The organism is Lysinibacillus sphaericus (assembly GCF_015844675.1).
GTDB classification, from domain to species: domain Bacteria; phylum Bacillota; class Bacilli; order Bacillales_A; family Planococcaceae; genus Lysinibacillus; species Lysinibacillus sphaericus_E.
Map to the genome: position 1 here is coordinate 1 of NZ_LDGC01000083.1, position 1,803 is coordinate 1,803.

Annotated in this window: 1 protein-coding gene; it reads right to left on the reverse strand. The window is 39.8% G+C overall.

Annotation, left to right across the window (positions count from 1 at the left end):
* Positions 1–1,803, reverse strand: a 1,803-nt coding sequence (locus tag ABE34_RS20595; protein WP_197144321.1) for an AMP-binding protein, incomplete at both ends; no start/stop codon positions are given.

Here is a 1,803-nt window from a genome sequence, read left to right on the forward strand (position 1 = left end):
CCATTCCATAAATGAGGCCGTCTTCTCTGGTAATCTTATCTCTTCATTCTTCTGGATCTGATCTACTGCTGTTTCAAAATCCTCTGCAAGAATTCGCCAAGATACACCGTCGATTGCTAGATGGTGTACACAGAACATCATTACTTTATCATGGTCTGTTTCAAATACAGCAATTTTTACCAACGAACCAGTCTCCAGATTGATGCTCGCCTGTATTTCACTGCAGCGCTCTTGAATGGCTTGCTTGACGTCATCTTTTCCTCGGTAATCAAACTCATAAAAATCACACAATTTGCTTTCACTGATTGGAAGGATTTCGAGTTGTTGATTTCTGTATACTGCCCTTAACATGTCATGATGTTTCACAAGTTCTTCGATTGCTTGCTTTATTTGTGTATTATCAATCCCGTCTACTGGGAACATCATTGTCTGGTTAAAGTGTTCTGGCTTTTCTAAGTTCCAAGAATCGAACAATTTTATAATAGGGGTCTTAATTACTGGTCCACTTACTTCCCCCTGCTCATATTTACGTTCATTTTCTGTTTTTTCTTTCATTACCAATGCAATTCTTTCAGCCGTCTTTCCAGTCAGGATGTCTCTTACGGTTAAATGATATCCGACATTTCTAAGATTCGATATGATTCTTATTGCCTTAATAGAGTCTCCGCCAAGTTCAAAGAAGTTTTCTTTTACGCCGACTTCCTTCACATTCAACACAGTGCAGAATGCTTCGCATATCGCACTTTCCTTCTTATTTCTTGATGCTACATGCTCTCGGGTTGCTTTTACTTCGATTTCTGGTAATGCCCTCATATCCAATTTTCCATTTCGAGTCACAGGAATACTATCGATTTCCATCATATAGGATGGAATCATGTATTCCGGCAACACACCAGCAAGATGATCTCTTATCTCCGATACACTGACGCTTTCTCCTGTATAGTATGCATAGAGCGCTTTATCACCGTTTTGATCCGCTTTTGCAATCACTGCACTGTCATGAATACCTTCGATTTCACGAATTCGGCTCTCGATTTCTCCTAGTTCGATTCTAAATCCTCGAATTTTCACCTGTTCATCGATTCGACCTAAGTATTCAATGTATCCATCTTGCAGCCATCTTGCAAGGTCTCCAGAACGGTACATCCTTCCTTCACCAAATGGATTCTTCACGAACTTCTCTTCTGTCAGTTCAGGACGATTTAGATAGCCTCTGGCTAATCCGTCACCTACAATACATAATTCTCCTGGCACACCGATGCCACAAAGGTTATCTCCATTCAGAATATATACTTGAGTATTACTGACTGGTTTTCCAATTGGAATGTTTTCGAAATTCTCTGGAATTTCGTATGTGGTTGTAAATGTCGTATTCTCTGTCGGACCATATCCGTTTGTCAGAATGGTTTCTTTATTATGCTCTTTCATCATTCGAACATGGGCATCCGAAAGTTTCTCTCCACCGATTAACAGATGTCTCAGCGTATCAAACACCGTCACATCTTCAGAGATTGTTTGATTAAAGAGCGTTGATGTGAGCCACATCGTAGTAACCTTGTTGTTTCTAATTGCTTGTTTTAATTGCACATGGTCTGTAATGATTTCCTGAGATGTAATCACTACTTTCCCACCATTCAAGAACGCTCCCCATATCTCTAATGTCGACGCATCAAACGATAGGGAACCTGTTTGTAAGATTACTGTATTTTCATTTAGTTCAATATAATCAGTATCTCTTACAAGACGTACTACATTTCTGTGGGAAATCACACTTCCTTTTGGTTTGCCTGTCGTTCCGGATGT